At 64.3% G+C, this 3,266-nt stretch carries 3 protein-coding genes; 1 reads left to right on the top strand and 2 read right to left on the bottom strand.

Annotated elements, in window-relative coordinates:
- A partial coding sequence (locus AC2VOU_RS09690) for a cyclic nucleotide-binding domain-containing protein (protein ID WP_486957177.1) occupies positions 1 to 956 on the top strand: 956 nt, incomplete at its 5' end.
- Positions 957 to 1,073: 117 nt separating this feature from the next.
- On the opposite strand, the gene AC2VOU_RS09685 is transcribed toward AC2VOU_RS09690, so the two are convergent.
- Together AC2VOU_RS09685 and AC2VOU_RS09680 are read right to left on the bottom strand one after the other, a co-directional pair.
- Positions 1,074 to 2,189 (bottom strand): acyl-CoA dehydrogenase family protein, encoded by a 1,116-nt coding sequence (locus tag AC2VOU_RS09685; RefSeq protein WP_047315055.1) that lies wholly within the window; start codon positions 2,187 to 2,189, stop codon positions 1,074 to 1,076.
- A 7-nt stretch (positions 2,190 to 2,196) separates the two neighbouring features.
- A partial coding sequence (locus AC2VOU_RS09680) for an acyl-CoA dehydrogenase family protein (protein ID WP_486957176.1) occupies positions 2,197 to 3,266 on the bottom strand: 1,070 nt, incomplete at its 5' end.

Genomic DNA, 3,266 nt, shown 5'->3' with positions numbered 1-3,266 from the left:
TGCAAAGCCTGTACTTGGTCGGAATCGCCCTGGGCGCCCTGATCACACCGGCGCTCATCGAGTCGGTCGGGGTGCCCGCCGCGCTGGCCATCGTGGGCGCCGCGGTGGGGCTCATGACGATACTGGCCTGGTCGAAATTGCACCGCGCCGACGCACTGAGCGCCGAAGACGCCGCAAAGCTAGCCGTGATCCGGGACAGCCCGATGCTGGCCCCGCTGCCTGCACTGGCACTCGAACAGCTCGCCCGGGCCGCGACGCGATTCACGGTTCCCGCGGGCTCCGACCTCATCCGCCAGGGAGACCCAGGCGATCGGTTCTACATGATCGCCGCGGGCGTGGCCGACGTCACCGTCGATGGCCGTCGCTTGGCCACGCTGGGTCACGGTGGCTCGTTCGGCGAGATCGCTTTGCTGCGCGACATGCCGCGCTCGGCCACCGTGACAGCGCGCGAGGACCTTGACCTGGTCGCCGTGGATCGCGCCGAGTTTCTCAGCGCGATCTGGACCGCCACTGGGACAGTGTCGCGCCTGGACGAGCTGGCCAGTGCTCGGCTGGCCACCCCGCCGGTGGAGGAGCGACTTGTGGAGTTGGACCGCGACGTCGCTCTGGGCGGGCGATCGGTTGTCGAGCTGCTGGCGCCGCAGCCGCCGTTGGCCGCGATCGATGCCGGCGCAGTGCGCAAGCTCGCCGACGCCGCGCGGGTGCTGGCCGCGCCGGATGGCGCGCTCGTCACCCGCGAAGGCGACTATGGGGACACCTACTACGTCGTCATTGACGGCGCCGTCGAAGTGCTCGAGGACGAGACCCGCGTGCGCAAGCTTCGCCCTGGCGAAGGCTTCGGTGAGCAGGCGATCCTGCGCGATGTCCCGCAACCGGCAACCGTACGCGCTGTGGGTGACACCACACTCCTGGCGGTGGATCGCGAGTTGTTCCAGCGGGCGCGGCATGCCGGGTAATGGGCCCGCGCGGCGGTGTCTTGTCGTATCTGGGTGATGGCTGTGATGGTGAAGGCTGAGTTGGTGAAAACGGTCCTTACACCACATAGGTAATACGACGTTACGAACGAAACCGCTTCAGAGCCTGGCCAAGTCGTACTGCGCAATGTGGTCAACCAGAACATGGAGGTGGTCCTGCGAGGAACCCAGGGTGTGCTCAATCGCGGTGAGCCGGGCCGCGTAATGGCCGACCGGATACTCCGCGGTCATCCCGATGCCGCCATGCAACTGAATCGCCTCCTGCGCGATATGACGCCCCGACCGGCCGATCTGCAGCTTCGCACGTGATGCGATCACCGGGTCGAGGGTGCCGTCGGCGATCGACATCGCGGCGTAGAGGTTCATACTGCGGGCCAATTCCAGCGAAATGTACATGTCCGCGGCCCGCTGGGTCAGTGACTGGAACTTATTGAGTGTGACGCCGAATTGCTTGCGGGTCTTAAGGTAATCGGTGGTCAGGCGAAGCGTTTCCTCCATCGCGCCGATGGCTTCGGCGCATAGCGCTGACTGGATACGGATGATGGCGTTGCGGATGGCGCGGGAGAAGTCTTGCACCTGAGCGGTGTCGCCGAGAGGCTCGGCGGGGGTGGAGTCGAGTTGGATCTGGGCGCCGCGCTGACCGTCGAACGTCGGATAGGAATGTCTATTTACGGCACTACCGCTGACGAGGAACAACCCGGTGCCACCGTCTGGCAACGCGGCGCTGACCACCAGTGTGTCGGCGCAGTCACCGGCCAGGACCGGGTTCTTCGTTCCGCTCAGTGTCCACGAATCACCTTGCTGCACAGCATGAGTGGTGACAGCAGCGGTCGGTCTACGGTGACCGGTTTCAAGGTGAGCGAACGCGAGTAGTTTCTGACCCGCTGCGACCTTGTCTAGCAGCTGCCGCTGTGTGTCGCTGCCAAGTTCGGCGATCAGCGCTCCGGGTGCCAGCGCGGCATGCACCACCGGTTCGGGCGCCAACCGCCGCCCGATTTCGGTGAGCACGACCATGATCTCGATCTGGCCCGCCTCACACGGGTCGAAACCCAGGCCGAGTATCCCGACATCGGCGAGCTGACTCCAGACATCACGGCTCCAGCCAAGATCGGTATCGATGACTTTGTTGCGGCTCTCCGGGTCATAGCTGCGCGACAGTAGGTCGCGGGTGGTGTCGCGGAGCAGAAGCTGCTCGTCGTTTAACTGAAAGTCCATGGCTGCCTTACAGTCCGAGAATGGTGGACGCGATGATGTTGCGTTGCACTTCGTTGCTGCCGCCGTAGATCGATGTCTTGCGGTAGTTGAGGTAGCGCGGGGCGCTGGACTGCGCCCAGTCGGGGGAGGCGATATTTTGGCCGCCGTCGATCGGTAACGCATCGAGTCCGGCCACCTCGACCAGGAGCTCGGTGGCCACTTGCTGTAATTGGCTGCCGCGCAACTTGAGCACCGACGACGCCGGGTTGGGCTTACCGGCCCTGCCATCCCCGGAGTCTGAGACCACCCGCGCTTGGGTGAGTTCCAGAGCCAGCACCTCGTTTTCGGCCTCGGCGAGTCGCGCCGCGAACAGCGGATCTCTCAACAAACCGGTCTGTTTGGCATGCTTTTTCACCTCGGCGAGGCGCACCTTGGTTCGGCCCACCGCGGCGATGCCGGTGCGCTCATTACTGAGCAGGAATTTCGCGTACGTCCAGCCTTGGTTCTCTTGTCCGACAAGCTGATCCGCCGGTACTCGAACGTCGGAGAAAAACACCTCGTTGACTTCGTGGCCGCCATCGATCGTCTTGATTGGCCGCACGGTGATGCCTGGTGTGGCCATGTCAATGAGCAGAAATGAGATGCCCGCCTGGCGTTTGGGCGCGTGCGGGTCGGTGCGCACCAGGCAGAAGATCCAGTCCGCATACTGGCCCAGCGTTGTCCACGTCTTTTGTCCATTGACGACGTAGCTGTCGCCGTCGCGCACCGCGGTGGTGCGCAGCGAGGCGAGGTCGGAGCCGGCTTCAGGCTCCGAAAACCCCTGACACCACCAGATATCGATGCTGGCGGTCGGCGGCAGGAAGCGCTGTTTGAGTTCCTGGGACCCGAATTCGGCGATCACCGGGCCAACCATCTTGGTGTTGAAGTTCAGTGGCTCCGGGACACACGCCAATTGCATCTCGTCGGACCAGATCTGGTGCTGGGTCGGTGTCCAGTTCTTGCCGCCCCACTCGACCGGCCAATTCGGCACCGCGAGCCCGTGATCGTTGAGAATCTTCTGGCTGGTGACGATCTGGTCGCGGCTCAGCGCGGAGCCGC

It is taken from the genome of Mycobacterium sp. TH-M25 (assembly GCF_057473665.1).
The sequence above is the reverse complement of the archived record's forward strand: the minus strand, read 5'-3'. Positions and strand labels throughout refer to the sequence as shown.

Excerpts from the sequence above, each read along its gene's own strand:
- AC2VOU_RS09685 (WP_047315055.1), bottom strand. The coding sequence starts at position 2,189 with ATGGACTTTCAGTTAAACGACGAGCAGCTTCTGCTCCGCGACACCACC.